The following is an 18459-nucleotide window of genomic DNA, read 5'->3' as shown; positions in this document are numbered from 1 at the left end:
TCCGCACCGTGGCCCGGGCGCGCGCGGCTGCGGGTCGGGGTCTGCGGCATACCGCTCGGCAGAACGGCACCCTGTTCGGAGGGCGGCGCGCTCGGCGCCCCGAAATGTGATCCCCCCCTCCCGACAGCGGGGAACTCGTGGGGGTAGGGTGCAGCCTGTGGGCACGACCGTGTCCGTGGAGAACTCCGAACTGCTCGAGCGCGCGCCGGTCCTCGACGGCATGTGCTCCGAACGAAAGGTGCACGTGGTGCCTGAGCACGCTGACACCCCTGCGGTGACACGGCGACGGCGGTGGGCCCGGGTCGCGGCAATCGCCGCGGTCAGCGCGGTCGCGCTCACCGGCTGTCAGGGCAAGCTGTCCAACGGGTTCCTGCCCGAAGCGGTCTCCAACACCGGCGACATCGTCACGAACCTCTGGGTGGGCGGCTGGATCGCCGTCCTCGCGGTCGGCGCCATCACGTGGGGGCTCATGCTCTACGCGGCCATCCGGTTCCGCCAGCGCAAGGGCGACGACGGGCTGCCCGTGCAGCTGCGCTACAACGTCCCGGTCGAGCTGCTCTACACCATCATCCCGATCTTCATGGTCGCGGTGTTCTTCTACTACACCGCGCGTGACGAGGCCGAGCTGACCGACGTGAGCGCCAAGCCCGACGTCACCATCAGCGTCGTGGCCAAGCAGTGGAGCTGGGACTTCAACTACGTCGACTCCAACGTCTACGAGAGCGGCGTGCACACGCAGCTGGACGGCCAGCCGGGCGCCCGGGCCCAGATGCCGGTGCTCTACCTGCCCGTCGACAAGCGGGTCGAGTTCGTGCTCAACGCCCGCGACGTGATCCACAGCTTCTGGGTCCCGGCGTTCCTGACCAAGCTGGACATGCTCCCGGGTCGGACCAACCGGATGCAGGTCGTCACCCACCAGGAGGGCGAGTTCCAGGGCAAGTGCGCGGAGCTGTGCGGCGCCTACCACTCCGAGATGCTCTTCATGGTCAAGATCGTCTCGCAGGCGGAGTACGACCAGCAGATGGCGCACCTGGCCGCGATCGGCCAGAAGGGCCAGATCCCGGTCGACGCCAGCCGTGAGAAGCTCGTCCGAGGCGATGACAAGCTCGTTCCCGCTCCCGCTCTCACCGAAGGTGTGTCTCCATGAGCGCTGCGACGCTGACCGCCACGCCAACGCCGCACCGGACCACCCGCACCCACACCGTCGTCAAGTGGGTGACCACCACCGATCACAAGCGGATCGGCAACCTCTACTTCGTCACCTCCTTCCTCTTCTTCCTGCTCGGCGGGGCCATGGCCCTGATCATCCGGGTCGAGCTCGTCTCGCCGGGCCTGCAGATCGTCGACAACCCGGAGCAGTTCAACCAGCTGTTCACGATGCACGGCACGATCATGCTGCTGCTGTTCGCGACGCCGCTGTTCGCCGGGTTCGCCAACGCGATCATGCCGCTGCAGATCGGCGCGCCCGACGTCGCGTTCCCGCGGCTGAACATGTTCGCCTACTGGCTGTACCTGTTCGGCGGCCTGATCGCCAGCGCCGGGTTCCTGACCCCGCAGGGCGCGGCCGCCTTCGGCTGGTTCGCCTACGCGCCGCTGTCGGATGTGGCCTACAGTCCGGGCCTCGGCGGCGACCTGTGGGTTTTCGGCCTGACGATGGGAGGCTTCGGCACCATCCTGGGTGCGGTCAACTTCATCACCACGATCATCTGCATGCGCGCCCCGGGCATGACGATGTTCCGGATGCCGCTGTTCACCTGGACCGTCCTGGTCACCTCGATCATGGTCCTGATCGTCTTCCCGGTCCTGGCCGGTGCCCTCTTCGCCCTCGGTGGTGACCGCCGGTTCGGGCTGCACATCTTCGACGCCGAGAACAACGGGGCGATGCTCTGGCAGCACCTGTTCTGGTTCTTCGGCCACCCCGAGGTGTACATCATCGCGCTGCCGTTCTTCGGCATCATCAGCGAGGTCATACCGGCCTTCAGCAAGAAGCCGCTGTTCGGGTACAAGACGATGGCCATGGCCACGATCGCCATCGCGGCCCTGTCGACCTCGGTGTGGGCGCACCACATGTACGTCACCGGTCAGGTGCTGCTGCCGTTCTTCGCGATCATGACGATGCTGATCGCCGTCCCGACCGGCCTGAAGTTCTTCAACTGGATCGGCACGATGTGGATGGGCAAGGTGTCGATGCACACCCCCATGCTCTGGTCCATGGGCTTCCTGGTCACCTTCCTGTTCGGTGGTCTGACCGGCGTCATCATCGCCAGCCCGGCGCTCGACTTCCACGTCTCGGACACGTACTTCATCGTCGCGCACTTCCACTACACGGTGTTCGGCACGGTCGTGTTCGCGATGTTCGCCGGGTACTACTTCTGGTGGCCGAAGCTGACCGGGCGGATGCTCGACGAGAAGCTCGGCAAGATCCACTTCTGGATGCTGTTCATCGGCTTCCACACCACGTTCCTGATCCAGCACTGGCTCGGCGTCGAGGGCATGGCCCGCCGCTACGCCGACTACCTGCCCGAGGAGGGCTTCCAGCTGGGCAACGACATCTCCAGCGTGGGCGCGCTGCTGCTGGGTCTGTCGATGGTCCCGTGGTTCTGGAACGTGTGGAAGACCTGGCGCACCGCGCCGCTGGTCACCACGGACGACCCGTGGGGGTATGGCGGCTCGCTGGAGTGGGCGACCTCGTGCCCGCCGCCGCGGCACAACTTCACCTCGCTGCCGCGGATCCGGTCGGAGCGGCCCGCCTTCGACCTGCACCACCCGGAGGCCGCGGTGGCTGCCAGCCTGCGGCCTGACCCGGGTACGTTGGTAACTGTTCTCGGTCCCGCGGACGTCGCCGGGCCGGGCGTGACCAAGGAGAAGTGAACCAATGCGTGTCGAGACCAAGCTCTTCTTCTACCTGTTCCTCTTCTTCGGTCCCATCACGCTCGTCTACGGGTTCTGGTCCAAGTGGAGCGAGCCGATCGGCGTCGTCGCCCTGCTGCTGACCGCTGGGCTGCTCCTCCTGGTGGCGTTCTACCTCTGGCAGACCGGCAAACGCCTACCGGTGCGCCCCGAGGACAACATGACCGGCGAGATCGCCGAGGCCGAGGGCAACTACGGGTACTTCGTCGCGAGCTCGTGGACGCCGCTCTGGCTGGCCGGCTCCGGCGCCATCATGTTCCTCGGGCTGGCCGTCGGCTGGTGGCTGTTCATCATCGGCGCCTTCCTGGGCGTCTTCGCGCTCATCCTGTGGGTCTTCGAGTCGTTCTCGGGTGACTACTCGATCTGAGCGCTCCTCCTGTGGCGCCCTCGAGCACTTCTCGGGTGACTACTCGATCCGAGCGGCCACCTCCTGACTGGCCGGTGTACCCGACCCGGATGCTGGGTCGGGGCCGGGCGGGCATGAGGAAGGGGAAGGCGGTCACCGCCTTCCCCTTCGGTCGAGTCACCTCTTCAGGGGCCCTCCGGCCGCCGGTGCGATCGTGCGGGAGACAACATCTTCGGTACCTCCGTCCCGATCGGTGACTGGGTAAGGACGACCGTAGCCCCGTCCGGGGAGAGAGTAAAGACCGGCGGAGGGTGCGGGGCCGTGTCTGCGCCTGCTCCGACGGGACCGGTCTCGAGGCGGCGCTCAGCCCCAGCCGAGCTCGTGGAGCTGCTCGTCGTCGATGCCGAAGTGGTGCGCCACCTCGTGCACGACGGTGACGGCGATCTCGTTGCGCAGCTCCTCGGCGCTGGAGCACATCCGTTCGAGCGGACCCTGGAAGATCGTGATGCGATCCGGCAACGCCCCGGCCCCCCACCAGCTGTCCCGTTCGGTCAGCGGGATGCCATCGTAGACCCCGAGCAGGTCCGGGTCGTGTTCCGGGGGCTCACGCTCGACGAGCACGACCACGTTGTCCATGGCCTCGGTCAGATCGGCCGGGATGGAGTCGAGGGCATCGGCGACGGCTGACTCGAACTCGTCGTCGGTGAGGTGCATGTGGGGAGTCTGTCACGCCCGGGAACAGGCCGGCTCACCAGCCAGCCGGTTTCACCGTGCTCGCCCGGACCAGTGCCCCAGCGGATATGGGCAGCCACCACAGCGCAGTGACGGGCCTGCATCGCACCTGGTGCCTCAGAGGCCCGTCCGCGTGTCTGCGTCGCTGCCTGACTTCAGAGGGGATGTGCCCTCCTCGGATCAGCGCTCGATCGCCGGTTCGGTCACCTCGGCCTCGACCGGCTCCTCGGTGACCGCCGGCCCGTGGGCGTGGTGTGCGGCCTCGAGCTCTGCCGGGGTGACGGCGTCGACGCGGTCCTTGAAGTAGAAGTGGGACAGCTTCGCGCGCCACCGCTCCTTGCGGGCGATCGGGCTGGCCACCCCGTGCACGTCGGTCGTCTCGGTGACGACGAACGGCTCCAGTACCTCGTGCTGCACCAGGGTCCACCGCTCACGCGGGGTGAGTGGCGCGTGGATCTCCTCGAACTCACCGTTCGCGTGACGCCAGATCGTGCCCGTCTCGCGGCCGTGGAGGACCTTCTCACGGTCGTACTGCTGCAGGCTCAGGCAGATGCGCTTGGTGATCCAGTACGCGATGGGTGGGCCGATGAAGAAGAGCACGCGCAAGGTGTTGGTGATGTCGTTGATCGACAGGTGCAGCTTGATCGCCATGAGGTCGTTGCCGGCGGCGAAGAAGAGCACGCAGTACAGCACGATCCCGGCCACGCCGATCCCGGTGCGGGCCGGCGCGTTGCGGGGGCGGTCGAGCAGGTGGTGCTCACGCTCGTCGCCGGTGACCCATTTCTCGACGAAGGGGTAGACCCCGATGATCGTCCACATCAGCGGCAGCAGGATGATCGATCCCGGGAAGATGTTCATGCTGAAGGTGAAGCCGAAGGCCACGAACTCGAGGAAGCCCGGTAGGAGTCGCAAGGCGCCGTCGGCGAAGCCCATGTACCAGTCCGGTTGCGACCCTGCCGTGATGGGGGACGGATCGTATGGCCCGTAACCCCAGATCGGGTTGATCGAGACGACCGCCGAGATGAGGGCGATGACGCCGAAGACGATGAAGAAGAAGCCGCCTGCCTTGGCGATGTAGACCGGCATGAAGGGGTAGCCGACCACGTTGTTGTTCGTTCGGCCCGGGCCGGGGTACTGCGTGTGCTTCTGGAGGAACACCAGCAGGATGTGGGCCGTGAACAGGCCGACGAGGGCCGCCGGGATCAGCAGGATGTGGGCCGAGTAGAGGCGCGGGATGATCATGTCGCCCGGGAAGGCGCCGCCGAAGATGAAGTAGGCGGTGTACGAGCCGATCACGGGGATGGACTGCACGAAGCCGTTCATGGCGCGGATGCCGGTGCCCGAGAGCAGGTCGTCGGGCAGCGAGTAGCCGGCGAAGCCCTCGATGCAGGCCAGGAGGGACAGGATCGTGCCGAAGACCCAGTTGATCTCGCGCGGCTTGCGGAAGGCGCCGGTGAAGAAGACCCGGGCCATGTGCACGAAGACCGCGACGACGAAGATCAGGGCCGCCCAGTGGTGGATCTGACGGATGAGCAGCCCGCCGCGGATGTCGAACGAGATGTCCAGGGTGGACTGGTAGGCATCCGAGACCATGACCCCCTGCAGCGGCACGTAGGAGCCGTCGTAGGGGGACTGGGACATGCTCGGGATGAACCAGAAGGTCAGGAACACCCCGGTCAGCAGGCAGATGATCATCGAGTACATCGCGATCTCGCCCAGCATGAACGACCAGTGGTCCGGGAAGACCTTCTTCATCAGGGTGGGGATGCCCTTGGTGCCGCCGGTGCGGTCGTCGACCCATCCGGCGATGCCGCGCAGCGGCCGGGTCTCGTGGTGCTCCTGCCGGGCCCGGTCGTCATGCGCCCGCAGCGCGTCGGCCGCGCGTTCCTCGTTGATGGTGCTCATCGGGCACGCTCCCAGAAGCTTGGGCCGACGGGCTCGTGGAAGCCCTCCGGCGCGACGAGGTAGCCGGCGTCGTCGACGGTGATCTTCAGCTGGGGCAGGGGCCGCTTGGCCGGTCCGAAGATGACCGCACAGTCCTCGGTGAGATCGAAGGTCGACTGGTGGCAGGGGCAGAGCAGATGGTGTGTCGTCTGTTCGTAGAGGCCCACGGCACAGCCCACGTGGGTGCAGATCTTCGAGTAGGCGACCGTCCCGTCGACGCCCCACTCCCGCGCCTTCGGGACCTTGATCAGGTCGGGGTCGAGCCGGATCAGGATAACCGCCGCCTTGGCCTTGGCCTCGAGGACGTGCCGGCCGTCGTCGAGGTACTTCTGCAGCGTCTCGGGCATGACGTGGAAGACGGAGCCCTGGGTGACGTCGGACAGCTTGATCGGGGTCATCTCGGGGTCGCGCATGAGCCGGATCGGCTGGCCGCCGTTCTCCTCGGGGTCCCAGATGGTGTGCTTGAGCTCCCCGACGGTGACCGGTCCGAGCGAGCCGACGACCTGGAAGGCGAACGGCAGGGCGAACAGTCCGAGGGCACCACCCAGGGTGTACTTCAGCAACGGTCGACGGTCGAGCTGTGCGCTGCGGCCCCCGTCGACCACGACGTTGACGACTGCCGCGCGGTCCTCGTCGCTCGAGCGCAGGGGGTGACGCTCCTCCGCGATCTCGTGGTCGGGCATGAGGGTCTTTGCCCAGTGGACCGCGCCGACGCCGATGAGCAGCAGTGAGAAGCCCATCGACACGCCCAGCACGACGTGCAGCGTCTTGATCGTGCCGATCCCGGGGAAGAAGAACGTCGACTCCTCGGAGATCGCGAAGTAGGCGACGAGGAAGACCAGGGTGGCGACCATCGAGAGCGTGAAGATCGTGGCGACCTGCTTCTCGGCTCGCTTGGCGGCCTCGGGCTCCACGTCGGACGCCCGGTAGACGTGCGGCGGCAGTCCCGGGTTCTCGAACCGTTCGGGCAGGGTGCCACGGGCCGTGAGCTCACCGGAGCTGCTCGCGCGGGCGACGGCGGTCGACTCGTGCGGCCCGCCGTTCTCGTGCTCAGTCATCGGATCGGTCCTGTCGTCGGATGGTCGGGATGCAGCGCGCGGGGTTCATGCGGCCTTCTTGCCAAGCCAGATGGCGCAGCCGATGAGGATGCCGATACCGAAGGTCCAGGCGAACAGGCCCTCGGAGACCGGACCGAGGTTGCCGAGCGTCAGACCGCCCCGCTCGGGCTCGTTCTCGATGGCCTTGAGGTAGGAGATGACCTGCTGCTTCGAGGCAGGGGTGATGTTCGTGTCGCTGAAGACGGGCATGGACTGCGGTCCGGTCTCCATCGCCTCGTAGATCTGGACCGGCGGCACCCCCTGCAGCGGCGGCGCGTACTTGCCCCGGGTGAGTGCACCGCCGGCGCCGGCGAAGTTGTGGCACATGGCGCAGTTGACGCGGAAGATCTCACCGCCGCGCGCGATCGCCTCGTTGTTCTCCTGGGTACCGGGCTGCAGGACGGTCGTGTAGGTCTGGTCCGGGATGGCCGGCCCGGGAGCCAGCGACGCGACATAGGCGGCGATGGCGGCGATCTCGTCGTTCGAGAACTTGATCTTCTCCTGGGAGGGGGCCTGCACGTTCGGAGAGGTCAGCGGCATCCGCCCCGTGCTCATCTGGAAGTCGACCGAGGCGGCACCGACCCCGTACAGCGAGGGACCCTCGTCGGTGCCCTGCGCGCCGGTGCCGTGGCACGAGGCGCAGTTGGCCAGGAAGAGGGTCTTGCCCTGGGTCACCGCGTCGGCGGCGGGCGCCGAGGCGTTCGCGGCCTTCGGGGCGGCGAACGAGTAGGCGCCGCCGGTGATGAGCAGGCCGACCAGGATCAGCAGCGCGATCGCGGCAGGGTGTCGGCGTCGTGCGGCCAGAGCTTTCACGGTGAGGTCCTGTCGTCCATGGTGATCGATGGTCGCTGGCTTCGCGGAGGTTACTGCAACACGTAGATCGTGAAGAACAGCGCGATCCACACGACGTCGACGAAGTGCCAGTAGTACGAGGTGACGACCGCACCGGTGGCGTTGGCGTGCGTGTAGCGCCGGGTGGTGAAGGTGCGGGCGATGATGAGAAGGAACGCGATGAGGCCACCGGTCACGTGCAGGCCGTGGAAGCCGGTGGCCATGTAGAAGATCGAGCCGTAGGCGTCCGACGACAGGGTGATCCCGTCGTGCACCATCTCGGAGTACTCGAAGACCTGACCGGCGATGAAGAAGGACCCGAACAGGTAGGTGACCACGTACCACTCGCGCATCCCCCAGTTCGGGATGTCGAGCAGCGCGCCCGTGCGGGCCTTCTGGCCCTTCTCCGCCTTCCACACGCCGAGCTGGCACCACACCGAGGAGATGACCAGGACCAGTGCGTTGATGGCGGCGAAGGTGACGTTCAGCTTCTCGGTCTGCTGGGCCCACAGCTCGGGACGCACCGCACGCAGCTGGAAGTAGATCGCGAACAGCCCGGCGAAGAACATCAGCTCGCTGGACAGCCAGACGATCGTGCCGACCGCGACCATGTTCGGGCGGGTCGCCGGACCGTGCCCGGTGTCGGTCAGGGCGCTGGGAGGTATCGATGCTGTGGCCACGTCGGTCATTATTCCCACATTCAGTGCGCTGTGCGGTAGCGACCCCCGTCTTTCCGAAGGGATGCCGCCCAATTCGTGACCGGGGCCGGTCGGAACCGGCTCGGTGGGCCACACGTTACCCATGTCCGGCGCGGCTGTGTCGATGGGCTCGCCCAAGGCCGGTAGCATCGCCCGCATGACCGCTTCGACGACCGGCAACGTCCCCCGCGCGGCGGGCTCGGGCCTGCACCGGGTCACCGTGCTGCTCTACAGCGATGACATCACGACGCGCGACGCGGTGCGGGCCGCCGTGGGGCGACGGCCCGCCAAGGACGTCGAGGTGGTCAGGTGGCACGAGTGCGCGACGCACGCCGCGGTGGAGAAGGCCGTGCACACGGACCACTTCGACATGCTCGTCCTGGACGGCGAGGCGGCCAAGGTCGGTGGCATGGGCATCTGTCGGCAGCTGAAGAACGAGATCTTCGACTGCCCGCCGGTCATCGTCCTGACGGGTCGGCCGCAGGACAGCTGGCTGGCCGCCTGGTCGCTGGCCGACCTCGCCGTGCCGCACCCGCTCGACCCGATCGCCCTCGCGTCCGCCGTCGCGGATCTCGCGCGGACCACCACGCCGGTCGCCTGAGGCATGAGCCGGGAGCCGGGAGCCACCTGGCCGGCCGTCCTCACCGCCCTGCTCGCGGGGCACGACCTCGACGCTGAGTCGGTGCGGTGGGCGATGGGGGAGATCATGACGGGCGAGGCCACCCCATCCCAGATCGCCGGCTTCCTCGTGGCGTTGCGCGCCAAGGGGGAGAGCGTCACCGAGTTGCACGCCCTGGCCGACCAGATGCTCGCGCATGCCCGCCGGATCGAGGTCCCGGGACCGAGCCTCGACATCGTCGGCACCGGTGGGGACCGGGCGCACACCGTCAACATCTCGACCATGGCGGCCATGGTGGTGGCCGCCTGCGGCATCCGGGTCGTCAAGCACGGCAACCGCGCGGCGTCGTCGTCGTCCGGGTCCGCCGACGTCCTCGAGGCACTCGGTGTCGACCTGACCCTGGCTCCCGAGCGGGTGGTCGAGGTCGCGGCAGAGGCCGGCATCACGTTCTGCTTCGCCCAGACCTTCCACCCCTCCTTCCGCCACACCGCGGTACCACGTCGCGACCTGGGTGTCGGCACCGCCTTCAACTTCCTCGGTCCGCTCACCAACCCCGCCCAGCCGACGTATGCCGTCGTCGGCTCGTCCGACGCGCGGATGGCCCCCCTCATGGCGGGGGTGTTCGCCGAACGCGGCACCGATGCGGCGGTCTTCCGCGGCGACGACGGCCTGGACGAGGTGACCGTCTCGACGACGAGCCGGGTGTGGTGGGTGCGCGCCGGCGAGGTCACCGAGCGCCGGGTCGACCCGGAGCGTCTCGGCCTGCGGCTGCATCCTGTCGCGGCACTGCGCGGTGGGGACGCTCGGCACAACGCCCGGGTCGTGCGTGACGTCTTCGCGGGTGCGACAGGTCCGGTGCGCGACGCGGTCGTGCTGAACGCCGGTGTCGCGCTCGCCGTCGCGGGAGGCGACTCGGGACCCACGCAGGACGACTTCGAACGGGACCTGCGGGGCGGGATGGCTCGGGTGGCCGAGGCGATCGATCGCGGTGCCGCTGCCGACCTCGTGTCCCGCTGGGTCGCCGCCACGCAGCGTCGGCGGTGACCGGGCAGGCGAAGGTCAGGCGTCGTCGAGCCCGAGGCTGAACGCCGCCTCCAGGTCGTGCGCGGAGTACGTGCGGAAGGCGATGTGCGTCGAGGTGCCGGTCACGCCCGCGACCTTGTTGAGCCGGTCGGCGATGACGTCGGCGAACTGGTCGTGCTCGCGGACCCGGACGATGGCGATCAGGTCGGCGTCCCCCGTGACCGAGTAGACCTCCGAGACGGCGGGGAGGTTCGCGATGGCCTCCGCCACCTCGGGAATGCGGTCGACCTCGCAGTTGATCATGACGATGGCGGTGATCACGCTGGTCACCCTATCCGGCGCGGCGCAGTGCCGAGCCGGGTCGGACCACCGCGGTGGCCACACCGTCGAAGCCGGGCACCTGCGCGGCAAGGGCCATGGCCGGCTCGAGGCGGTGACGGATCGCGCCGGCCCCTCCGACGGGGCAGCTCCACTCGCCGTCCAGGTGCACGAGGCGGACATCGGGCCGCTCCAGCCAGCGCAGCACCAGCTCGGTCTCCTCCGGGAGCGCGGCCGGGGCGGCGGTATCGGGCACGACGACCTCAGCGGTGGACCGCAGGGTGGGCAGCGCGAGCATCGGGTCCGAGCCGCGCGGGGTGACCGCAGTGCCGGCCAGCCGGCCGTGGCGCACGCAGCTGAGCTCCCAGCCGCCGTCGTGGTGCCGGCGCGCGGCGACGAGCTCGGGCGTGTCCATCAGCGGCGCGAGACGCTGGGCCCGTGCCGCGCCGCGGACCAGCTGCAGGAACCGGTCCCGTACGGTCGCCGCGTCCTCGAAGCGCTCCTGGCGGGCCAGCTCGGCCAGGCGGGCCTGCAGCTTGTCGGCGGCGGGCCGGGCATCACCGCGGAAGACCGCCTCGCACGCGGCGACGAGGGCGGCATACTCCTGCACCTGCTGAGCCCCCGTGCACGGCGCGCCGCACCGGCCCATCTCGAGCAGGGCACACGGCGCGGACCGGCCCGAGATCCGCTTGGTGCACTGCCGCAGGGGCAGGATCTCGTGGACGGCGTGGATCGCCTCCTGCGCCCGGGTGCGGGAGCGGAACGGGCCGATGCAGGCGGAGCCGTCGACCGGCGGCGTGCGCACGATCGAGAGCCTCGGGAAGCGCTCCCGGGTCAGCCGCACCCAGACGGCGCGACGGGCGTCCTTGGACCGGCGGTTGTACCGGGGCGCGTGCTCGTCGATCAGACGCACCTCGCGCACCTGGGCCTCCAGCACGGTCTGGCACACGATGGGTCTGACCCCCTGCGCCGAGCGCACCATGTCGGCCATCCCCCTACGCTGCTCGGCGGCGGTGAAGTACGAGCGCACCCGGGACCGGATGTCACGGCTCGTCCCGACGTACAGGACGCCCCCGTCGTGGTCCGTGAACAGGTAGACGCCCGGCGCATGGGGCAGGCCCTCGGCGAGGTAGGCCTTGCGGCGCTGGGCCGGTGTCACCCGCGAGGTGTAGCTGCCCAGCTCCTCGAGGGTGCCCACCCCCAGGTTTCCCACCCGCTCGATGAGGCCGTGGAGCACGTCGACGGTGGCCCGGGCGTCGTGCAGGGCACGGTGGTCGGGGGCCGTGTCGGCGCGGAACACGCGGGCGAGCGAGGCCAGCTTGTGGTCGGGCGCCTCGTCGCGGCCGACGAGGCGACGGGCGAGCTGGAGGGTGTCCAGCACGTCGAACCCCGGCCAGACCTGTGCCGTGCGTGCCGCGGCCGCTCGCAGGAAGGCGATGTCGAAGCCGGCGTTGTGCGCCACGAGGACGCTGCCGCGGGCGAACTCGAGGAAGGCGGGCAGGACCGACTCGATCGGTGGGGCAGCGGCGACCATCGCATCGGTGATACCCGTCAGGACGGAGATGAAGGCCGGGATCGGCTCGGCCGGGTTGACCAGGGTCTGGAACTCGCCGAGCACCTCCCCGCCGCGCACCTTCACCGCCCCGATCTCGGTGATCCGGCAGTCGGTCGGGCTGCCACCTGTCGACTCCAGGTCCACCACCACGAAGGTGACCTCGGCCAACGAGGTGCCCAGGTGCTCGAAGGTGCTCTGGATCGCCTGCATGTGCCGACCGTAGGGCGGCCCACCGACAGCGTCCGGGAGGCACGCCCTGTCGGAGAGGCCCTGTCGGAGGAGCCACCTAACGTGGGGACCGAGCGATCGCATCGACGACGAAGGAGGAGGCGATCATGATGCTCGTCGACTGCAGCACCTGTCCGGTCCGCGAGGTCCGTTGTGCCGACTGCCTGGTGACCGCCCTGGACGCCCTGCCGGCGGGACCCGAGGCGGTCGGCACGGGCGCCGGCACTGCCCACGGCCTGCCGCTGGACCACGCGGAGCGACGGGCGGTCGCGATCCTGCTCTCGGCCGGCCTGCTGACCCCCGCGGTCGCACGGGCGGCCGAGGCGGTGCGTGATCCTCGAGGTCCGCGCGCCCGAGCCGGGCACGGGCGGGCCGTCGGCTGACGATGCGCCGTCTCGCGACCGCCACCCTGACCGTGGTGCTCGCCGTGGTCGTCCTGGTCGGCGGATGCGGCTGGCCCGGGCGTTCGGCGACGCAGCTCGGGTCAGGTCATCCGGAACCGGCCCAGTCCGGCGCTGCCCGTGGCGCCACCGGCCGGGAGGTCGCGGTCCACGACCTGTTCGTGGCACGCCTCGAGGGCCTGCGCCACGGAGATCTGGGCAGCTGGCTGCAGGGTGTCGACGACGCGCAGGCAGACGCGCAGCGCCGGCTCTTCGAGCGGATGCGGTTGCTCCGCGTCGGCGACGTCGCGGTGACCGATGTCCGCTCACTCGATCCGGGCCGACCCGGTGCGGGCCGCGAGCGGATGGCCGTCAGCCTCTCCTACCGGCTCGCCGGCTTCGACGCGATGTCGCGTCGGTTCGCCCTGGAGGTCACCGTGGCCGAGGACTCGGCCGCACCGTCCGGGGTCGTCGTCACCGGGTCGCGTCCGCTGGACCGCCCCCAGCCCTGGGACCTGCCCCGCCTGCAGGTGCATCGGAGCGCAGCGACACTCGTGGTGACCTCCGGCACGCCCGCCCGGGCGGCAGCCGTCGCCCGGCAGACGCAGACGGCGCTGGACCGGGTCGGCCGGGTCCTCGGTGCGATGCATCCTGCCGTCGTCCTCGTACCCGGCACCGACGACCTCGCGGCGCGGCTGCTCGGCCGCAGCGCCGACACGCTCGCCGGAGTGGCTGCCGTCACCGACGGCCCGCTCGGCCCGGACGGCACGGCGGGAGCCGACCGGGTCGTCGTCCTTCCCACGGCCTGGTCCGAGCTGGCCGCGGCGGGTCGCGAGGTCGTGCTGACGCACGAGCTGACGCACCTGGCGCTGCGCGGGCGACCGCACCGTTCGGGGGCCCGTCACGCGGTGCCCCTCTGGCTGTCCGAGGGGATCGCCGAGTACGTCGCGTACCACGGCCTGGCGCTGCCCGAGGCCACCGTCGTCGCGCCGGCTCTCGAGGTGGTGCGGCGCGACGGTACGCCGACTCGGTGGCCCTCCGACGCACAGTTCGAGCCGGGCCGCGGCACGTTGTCGGCGGCATACGGGCTGGCGCTCCTGGCGTGCCGCGCGATCGCCGGACGGCACGGGCCGGGCGGGCTGCTCGCCTTCTACCGTGCGGCTTCGGACCACGGGGTACCGTCCGCGTTCCGATCCCTCGGCGGGGAGGGCCCCGAGCTCGCCGCCTGGCGGGCGCGCATCGCCGGGCTGGCGCGCGGCGCGCCTCAGCGGTAGAGGTTCTCGACGTCCTCGGCGAAGTCCTTGAGCACGAGCGGACGCTTCATCTTCAGGGACGGCGTCAGGTATCCGTTCTCCTCGGTGAAGTCGTCGGGCAGGATCGCGAACTTCCGGATCGACTCCGCGCGGCTGACGGCCTCGTTGGCTCGGTCGATCGCCGCCTGCAGGGCCTCGAGGACGACCGGGTTCTTCGGTGCGTCGCCGATCGACAGGTCCGCGAGCCCGTGCGCCTTGGTCCACAGCGGCCACATCTCGGCGTCCAGCGTGATCAGGACCGCGATGAACGGCTTGCCCTCACCCACGACGATGCACTGGGACACGAGCGGGTGGGCGCGGAGCCGGTCCTCCAGCACGGCCGGCGCGACGTTCTTGCCGCCCGCCGTGACGATCAGCTCCTTCTTGCGACCAGTGATCTTCAGGTAGCCGTCCGAGTCGAGCTCGCCGAGGTCACCGGTGCGGAGCCAGCCGTCGTCCATCGCCTCGCGGGTGGCCTGCTCGTTGTCGTGGTAGCCGACGAACACGCCGACCCCTCGGGCCAGCACCTCACCGTCCGTGTCGATGCGGATGCCGCACCCCGGCAACGGCGGCCCGACGGTGCCGATCTTGACCTTGTCCGGTGTGTTGACGGTGATGGGCGCCGTCGTCTCGGTCAGCCCGTAGCCCTCCAGGATCGTCACGCCGATCCCGCGGAAGAAGTGGCCGAGCCGGGTCCCGAGCGGTCCGCCGCCCGAGACGGCATAGCTGACCTGGCCTCCCATCGCGGCCCGCAGCTTGCCGTAGACGAGTCGGTCGAAGACCACGTGCTGGGCTCGCAGCGGCAGCCCGGAACGTCCCCGGTCGAGAGCCTCGCTGTAGGCGATCGCGACCGCGACGGCGCGCAGGAAGATCTTGCCCTTGCCGTCCGCGGACGCCTTCGCCTCGGCCGAGTTGTAGATCTTCTCGAAGACGCGGGGCACCGCGAGGACGAAGGTCGGCCGGAAGGTCGCGAAGTCGTCGAGCAACGCCCTGATGTCGGACGAGTGTCCCATCCGCGCCCGGGCCGCCACGCACAGCACCTCGATGAACCGGGCGAAGACGTGCGCGAGGGGCAGGAAGAGCAGGGTGGAGGAGCCGTGGGCGCGGACCACGTCGCTCAGCTTCTCGATGGCGTTCTCGGCCAGCGCGAGGAAGTTGTCGTGGGTCAGCTGGCACCCCTTGGGGCGACCCGTCGTGCCGGAGGTGTAGATGATCGTCGCGATGCTGGCGCGGCCGAGGGACGAGGACCGGTCGTCCAGGTCGGCGTCGGGCACGCCCTGTCCCTGCTCCCGGAGTCCCTCGATGCCGCCGTCCTCGATCCGGACGATCTGGCGCAGGGCGGGCAGGGACTCCCTCACCTGGTCGACGACCGCCTCGTGCCGCTCGGTCTCGACGACCACTACGTGGGCCCCCGAGTCGCCGAGGATCCACTGGACCTGGTCTGCGGACGAGGTCTCGTAGATCGGTACGGTGACCGCACCGGCCCGCCAGACGGCGAAGTCGACGAGGGTCCACTCGTACCGGGTGCGCGACATCAGCCCGACCCGGTCCCCGGCCGCCACGCCCTGCGCGATCAGGCCCTTGGCGACCGCGTCGACCTCGGCTGCGAACTCCGACCACGTCACGTGGGACCACGACCCGCTCGAGGTCTTCTTCGAGAACGCGATCCCGTACGGGTCGAGCCGGGCGTTGCGTCGCGGCAGGTCGGCAAGGCTACCCTCGGTGGTGGCCGGGACGAGTGCTTCCACGACGGCTTCGTTCACGACTGGCTCCTTGCCCGGGACTGGTGCTTGCACCCTACCCGGCTGCCGACGACGAGGCGCTAGTCTTCGGCGCATGGCAAACCGGACCGAGAGCACCATCACCATCGATGCGCCGCCGGCCGAGGTGCTCGACGTGATCGCGGACTTCGAGGCCTACCCCGAGTGGGCCGGGGACGTGAAGCGCGCCGCGGTCCTCTCCGAGGAGGGCGACGGCTGGGCCGACCAGGTCGAGTTCACCCTGGACGCGGGCGCGATCAAGGACACGTACGTCCTCGCCTACGACTGGGACATCGTCGAGGACGGTTCCGGGGTCGTGTCGTGGACGATGGTCTCGGCGACCGTCCTGTCCGCCCTCGACGGGTCCTACACGCTGGCCCGGTCCGACGACGCAACGACGGTCACCTACCGTCTCGCGGTCGACCTGAAGATCCCCATGCTCGGCCTGCTCAAACGCAAGGCGGAGAAGGTCATCATCGACACCGCCCTCAAGGAGCTCAAGAGGCGGGTCGAGGCCGGGCCCGCGTGACGACCAGCACGAACGGTCGCGACGGGACTGCCCCCGGCGTCGGCACGGTCGCCGAGGAGGCGGCCCGGCTCGTCGACCTGCTCTCGGAGCTCACCGGGCTCGGCCCGGCCGCCGCAGGGCGAGGACCTGCCGCAACGTCCGGAGACCGGGCCGGCAGCCCCCTCGGGCGCCCGGACGACGACACCGGCGACACCGGCGGCGGATGCACGTGCGGTGGCCGGCGGCCCGCGGCCTGCACGGTCTGTCCGGTCTGTCAGGTCATCGCCTTCGTGCAGCGCTTGAACCCGGACACCGTCGACCGGCTCGCCGAGGTCGTCGACCTCGCCGCGACGGGCCTGCGCGACCTCGCCGCGGCGCAGCGCTCCCGCCGGGAGCGGGAGCAGGGCGCGCAGCCCGCGCCGCGGAGCGAGCCGACCGGCAGGGACGCGCCGGTCGGGGAGGGGGTCCGATGACGGGTGGCCTGGCGGTCGGGATCGACATCGGCGGCACCAAGGTCGCCGGGGGAGTGGTCGACGAGTCCGGGCAGATCCTGCACCGGGCCCACCGCGACACCCCGCACCGGTCGACGTCGCCCAAGGTCGTCGAGGACACCATCGTCGAGTGCGTCGAGGAGCTGCTCGAGGCCGTCGACGCCGGCGAAATCGTGGCAGTCGGCGTCGGCGCAGCGGGTTTCGTGGGAGCGGACCGGGCGACGGTCGTGTTCGCCCCGCACCTGTCGTGGCGCAACGAGCCGCTGCGCGACCGGCTCCGCGCCCGGCTCGACCCGCCCGTGACGATCGACAACGACGCGAACGCGGCCCTGTGGGCCGAGGCCAGGTTCGGTGCCGCCATCGGCGAGTCGCACGTCGTGATGATCACGCTCGGGACCGGCATCGGCGGGGCAGTGCTCGTCGACGGCCACATCACGCGCGGCCGCCACGGGATCGCCGGCGAGTTCGGTCACATGCAGGTCGTGCCTGCCGGGCTGCGGTGCGAGTGCGGCAACCGCGGCTGCTGGGAGCAGTACGCCAGCGGCAACGCGCTCGTCCGGGAGGCCCGCGACCTCATCGCCGCCGACTCTCCCGTGATCAGCGACCTGCGTGAGCGCCTCGGCACCGACGAGTCCGCCCTCACCGGACCGCTGATCACCGAGGCGGCCCAGGCGGGCGACCCGACGGCACGCGAGCTGCTGGCCGACATCGGCGAGTGGCTCGGCGTCGGGATCGCCAACCTGGCCGCCGCGCTCGACCCGGGCTGTTTCGTCGTCGGCGGCGGGGTCAGCGCCGCCGGGGAGCTGCTGCTCGGGCCCGCCCGAGAGGCCTTCCGCCGCCAGCTGCCCGGGCGCGGCTACCGCCCCGAGGCGTCCATCGTGCGGGCCCGGCTCGGCGCGGATGCCGGGCTGATCGGTGCGGCCGAGCTGGCCCGCGCCGGCGGATGAGCGCGGGGCCGCGGCTGCGGGTGGCGAGCTACAACCTGCGAGACCTGCTCGACGACCCGGCCGCAGCCGCGCGGGTCGTTCGCGCCATCGAGCCCGACGTGCTCTGCCTGCAGGAGGTGCCCCGCCGGCTCACGACCGAGTTCCGCCTGCCCGCCTTCGCCCGCCGGTGCGGCCTCTACTGGGCCGGCGGCCGGCGCGGCACGGGCGGTACGGCGATCCTGACCGCGCTGCGCGTGCACACCCACCGGACGGTGGCGCGGCGGCTGCCGGTCCGCTTCCCCGACCGGACCCGAGGGTATGCCGCCCACCTCCTCTCGGTGCCCGGCTCCCGGCCGGTGTGGGTGGCCAGCATCCACCTCGGGCTGCGCGGCGACGAGCGGGAGCGCCATCTGGCCGAGGTGATCACCGGGCTCGGGCACCCCGCCGTGGTCGCGGGCGACCTCAACGAGGGACCGACCGGGGCGGCCTGGGCGCGGCTGGCGGCCACCTGCCGGCAGGTGTCCGGTGACCACCCGACCTATCCGGCGGACCACCCCACGGCGCTGCTCGACACCGTCTTCGCCGCTGCAGAGATCGCCGTCGCACCGGTCGGTCCGTCCCCCCACCCCCTGCACGAGGACCTCGTCGCGGCATCCGACCACCGGCCCTGCTGGGCCGACCTGCTCCTGCCGGCAGCCGGCCCGTGAGGCCGTGGGCGGCGCCCAGGCTGCCCCGCGGATACTGCCGGTTCGGCCCGTGAGGCCGTGGGCGGCGCCCAGGCTGCCTCGCGGACACTGCCGG

19 protein-coding genes are annotated in these 18459 nt (G+C 70.4%); 11 read left to right on the top strand and 8 right to left on the bottom strand.

What is annotated here, in order from left to right; all coding sequences use genetic code 11:
* Window positions 1–157 precede the first annotated feature (157 nt).
* Genes coxB through WMI84_RS00620 form a run of 3 tightly spaced genes read left to right on the top strand, consistent with a single transcriptional unit; the run spans window position 158 to window position 3277 of the window.
* Window positions 158–1147, top strand: coding sequence for a cytochrome c oxidase subunit II (gene coxB, locus WMI84_RS00630; protein ID WP_347350052.1), 990 nt, complete (start codon window positions 158–160; stop codon window positions 1145–1147).
* Entirely contained in the window at window positions 1144–2871 is a 1728-nt protein-coding gene (gene ctaD, locus WMI84_RS00625) for a cytochrome c oxidase subunit I (protein WP_347350051.1), read from the top strand. The genes coxB and ctaD overlap by 4 nt, the downstream gene beginning before the upstream one ends.
* Before the next feature lie 4 nt (window positions 2872–2875).
* Window positions 2876–3277: a cytochrome c oxidase subunit 4 gene (locus WMI84_RS00620; RefSeq protein WP_347350050.1), complete on the top strand. Its 402-nt coding sequence runs from the start codon at window positions 2876–2878 to the stop codon at window positions 3275–3277.
* A gap of 342 nt (window positions 3278–3619) precedes the next feature.
* On the opposite strand, the gene WMI84_RS00615 is transcribed toward WMI84_RS00620, so the two are convergent.
* The 5 genes from WMI84_RS00615 to WMI84_RS00595 form a co-directional block, all read right to left on the bottom strand.
* Window positions 3620–3970: a metallopeptidase family protein gene (locus WMI84_RS00615; RefSeq protein ID WP_347350049.1), complete on the bottom strand. Its 351-nt coding sequence runs from the start codon at window positions 3968–3970 to the stop codon at window positions 3620–3622.
* A gap of 198 nt (window positions 3971–4168) precedes the next feature.
* Complete coding sequence (locus WMI84_RS00610; protein WP_347350048.1) at window positions 4169–5893, bottom strand: ubiquinol-cytochrome c reductase cytochrome b subunit; 1725 nt, start codon at window positions 5891–5893, stop codon at window positions 4169–4171.
* Window positions 5890–6990 carry a Rieske 2Fe-2S domain-containing protein gene (locus WMI84_RS00605; RefSeq protein ID WP_347350047.1) on the bottom strand — a complete coding sequence of 367 codons (1101 nt, stop codon included), beginning with the start codon at window positions 6988–6990 and terminating at the stop codon, window positions 5890–5892. The genes WMI84_RS00610 and WMI84_RS00605 overlap by 4 nt, the downstream gene beginning before the upstream one ends.
* A gap of 45 nt (window positions 6991–7035) precedes the next feature.
* Complete coding sequence (locus WMI84_RS00600) at window positions 7036–7842, bottom strand: c-type cytochrome (RefSeq protein ID WP_347350046.1); 807 nt, start codon at window positions 7840–7842, stop codon at window positions 7036–7038.
* Between the two features lie 50 nt (window positions 7843–7892).
* The gene (locus WMI84_RS00595; protein WP_347350045.1) at window positions 7893–8549 is read right to left on the bottom strand and encodes a heme-copper oxidase subunit III; all 657 of its coding nucleotides are present in this window, start codon (window positions 8547–8549) and stop codon (window positions 7893–7895) included.
* Window positions 8550–8715: 166 nt separating this feature from the next.
* On the opposite strand from WMI84_RS00595, the gene WMI84_RS00590 reads away from it, so the two are divergent.
* Together WMI84_RS00590 and trpD are read left to right on the top strand one after the other, a co-directional pair.
* The gene (locus WMI84_RS00590) at window positions 8716–9159 is read left to right on the top strand and encodes a response regulator (RefSeq protein WP_347350044.1); all 444 of its coding nucleotides are present in this window, start codon (window positions 8716–8718) and stop codon (window positions 9157–9159) included.
* Window positions 9160–9162: 3 nt separating this feature from the next.
* Window positions 9163–10221: an anthranilate phosphoribosyltransferase gene (gene trpD / locus WMI84_RS00585; protein ID WP_347350043.1), complete on the top strand. Its 1059-nt coding sequence runs from the start codon at window positions 9163–9165 to the stop codon at window positions 10219–10221.
* 15 nt (window positions 10222–10236) lie between these two features.
* Here trpD and WMI84_RS00580 read toward each other — a convergent pair whose 3' ends face one another.
* Both WMI84_RS00580 and WMI84_RS00575 read right to left on the bottom strand, forming a co-directional pair.
* A complete protein-coding gene (locus WMI84_RS00580) occupies window positions 10237–10521 on the bottom strand; it encodes an Lrp/AsnC ligand binding domain-containing protein (RefSeq protein WP_347350042.1) in 285 nt (94 codons plus the stop codon).
* Window positions 10522–10531: 10 nt separating this feature from the next.
* Window positions 10532–12283 (bottom strand): DEDD exonuclease domain-containing protein, encoded by a 1752-nt coding sequence (locus WMI84_RS00575; protein ID WP_347350041.1) that lies wholly within the window; start codon window positions 12281–12283, stop codon window positions 10532–10534.
* A gap of 125 nt (window positions 12284–12408) precedes the next feature.
* Between WMI84_RS00575 and WMI84_RS00570 the strand changes: the two genes are divergently transcribed.
* Window positions 12409–12684, top strand: coding sequence for a hypothetical protein (locus WMI84_RS00570; RefSeq protein ID WP_347350040.1), 276 nt, complete (start codon window positions 12409–12411; stop codon window positions 12682–12684).
* Between the two features lie 2 nt (window positions 12685–12686).
* Window positions 12687–13955, top strand: coding sequence for a hypothetical protein (locus tag WMI84_RS00565; protein ID WP_347350039.1), 1269 nt, complete (start codon window positions 12687–12689; stop codon window positions 13953–13955).
* Here WMI84_RS00565 and WMI84_RS00560 read toward each other — a convergent pair.
* On the bottom strand, window positions 13946–15736 hold the full coding sequence (locus WMI84_RS00560) for an AMP-dependent synthetase/ligase (RefSeq protein WP_347350038.1): 1791 nt from the start codon (window positions 15734–15736) through the stop codon (window positions 13946–13948). The two genes, WMI84_RS00565 and WMI84_RS00560, sit on opposite strands and share 10 nt — an antisense overlap.
* 73 nt (window positions 15737–15809) lie before the next feature.
* Between WMI84_RS00560 and WMI84_RS00555 the strand changes: the two genes are divergently transcribed.
* Genes WMI84_RS00555 through WMI84_RS00540 form a run of 4 tightly spaced genes read left to right on the top strand, consistent with a single transcriptional unit; the run spans window position 15810 to window position 18365 of the window.
* A complete protein-coding gene (locus WMI84_RS00555) occupies window positions 15810–16262 on the top strand; it encodes an SRPBCC family protein (protein WP_347350037.1) in 453 nt (150 codons plus the stop codon).
* Window positions 16259–16714, top strand: a complete 456-nt coding sequence (locus WMI84_RS00550; RefSeq protein WP_347350036.1) for a hypothetical protein — start codon at window positions 16259–16261, stop codon at window positions 16712–16714. The genes WMI84_RS00555 and WMI84_RS00550 overlap by 4 nt, the downstream gene beginning before the upstream one ends.
* Window positions 16711–17679 (top strand): ROK family glucokinase, encoded by a 969-nt coding sequence (locus WMI84_RS00545; RefSeq protein ID WP_347350035.1) that lies wholly within the window; start codon window positions 16711–16713, stop codon window positions 17677–17679. Before WMI84_RS00550 ends, WMI84_RS00545 begins: the two co-directional genes overlap by 4 nt.
* Window positions 17676–18365: an endonuclease/exonuclease/phosphatase family protein gene (locus WMI84_RS00540; RefSeq protein WP_347350034.1), complete on the top strand. Its 690-nt coding sequence runs from the start codon at window positions 17676–17678 to the stop codon at window positions 18363–18365. Before WMI84_RS00545 ends, WMI84_RS00540 begins: the two co-directional genes overlap by 4 nt.
* The last annotated feature ends 94 nt before the right edge of the window (window positions 18366–18459 follow it).

It is taken from the genome of Intrasporangium sp. (assembly GCF_039812505.1).
Lineage (GTDB): Bacteria > Actinomycetota > Actinomycetes > Actinomycetales > Dermatophilaceae > Intrasporangium_A.
This window is presented reverse-complemented; position numbering and strand designations above follow the sequence as displayed.

Excerpts from the sequence above, each read along its gene's own strand:
- ctaD (WP_347350051.1), top strand. The coding sequence starts at position 1,144 with ATGAGCGCTGCGACGCTGACCGCCACGCCAACGCCGCACCGGACCACC.
- WMI84_RS00620 (WP_347350050.1), top strand. The coding sequence starts at position 2,876 with ATGCGTGTCGAGACCAAGCTCTTCTTCTACCTGTTCCTCTTCTTCGGT.
- WMI84_RS00615 (WP_347350049.1), bottom strand. The coding sequence starts at position 3,970 with ATGCACCTCACCGACGACGAGTTCGAGTCAGCCGTCGCCGATGCCCTC.
- WMI84_RS00610 (WP_347350048.1), bottom strand. The coding sequence starts at position 5,893 with ATGAGCACCATCAACGAGGAACGCGCGGCCGACGCGCTGCGGGCGCAT.
- WMI84_RS00605 (WP_347350047.1), bottom strand. The coding sequence starts at position 6,990 with ATGACTGAGCACGAGAACGGCGGGCCGCACGAGTCGACCGCCGTCGCC.
- WMI84_RS00595 (WP_347350045.1), bottom strand. The coding sequence starts at position 8,549 with ATGACCGACGTGGCCACAGCATCGATACCTCCCAGCGCCCTGACCGAC.
- WMI84_RS00590 (WP_347350044.1), top strand. The coding sequence starts at position 8,716 with ATGACCGCTTCGACGACCGGCAACGTCCCCCGCGCGGCGGGCTCGGGC.
- trpD (WP_347350043.1), top strand. The coding sequence starts at position 9,163 with ATGAGCCGGGAGCCGGGAGCCACCTGGCCGGCCGTCCTCACCGCCCTG.
- WMI84_RS00575 (WP_347350041.1), bottom strand. The coding sequence starts at position 12,283 with ATGCAGGCGATCCAGAGCACCTTCGAGCACCTGGGCACCTCGTTGGCC.
- WMI84_RS00570 (WP_347350040.1), top strand. The coding sequence starts at position 12,409 with ATGATGCTCGTCGACTGCAGCACCTGTCCGGTCCGCGAGGTCCGTTGT.
- WMI84_RS00565 (WP_347350039.1), top strand. The coding sequence starts at position 12,687 with ATGCGCCGTCTCGCGACCGCCACCCTGACCGTGGTGCTCGCCGTGGTC.
- WMI84_RS00555 (WP_347350037.1), top strand. The coding sequence starts at position 15,810 with ATGGCAAACCGGACCGAGAGCACCATCACCATCGATGCGCCGCCGGCC.
- WMI84_RS00545 (WP_347350035.1), top strand. The coding sequence starts at position 16,711 with ATGACGGGTGGCCTGGCGGTCGGGATCGACATCGGCGGCACCAAGGTC.
- WMI84_RS00540 (WP_347350034.1), top strand. The coding sequence starts at position 17,676 with ATGAGCGCGGGGCCGCGGCTGCGGGTGGCGAGCTACAACCTGCGAGAC.